We start from the raw sequence: 211 nt of genomic DNA, 5'->3' as shown, positions 1-211 counted from the left end.
CTGAAAGCTTTTACATGCTGGGTGGGAATAAGCCGGACATGATAGCCCATAGACTGCAATGTCCGGCCCCAATAATGAGAAGTCGCACAGGCTTCCATGGCTATGAGGGTTTTAGGCGGAAAAACCCGTAGGGTATCAAGCAATTTTTGTCGTGGGATTTTTCGGTTCGAAGCAACAGTTCCGTCTTCCATCCAGACACAAACTTGAAAGA

Annotated in this window: 1 pseudogene; it reads right to left on the bottom strand. The window is 47.4% G+C overall.

The features are described from left to right. Positions 1–211: pseudogene (locus Xmir_RS22450) on the bottom strand (IS110 family transposase); the annotation flags it as partial.

The organism is Xenorhabdus miraniensis (genome assembly GCF_002632615.1).
This window is presented reverse-complemented; position numbering and strand designations above follow the sequence as displayed.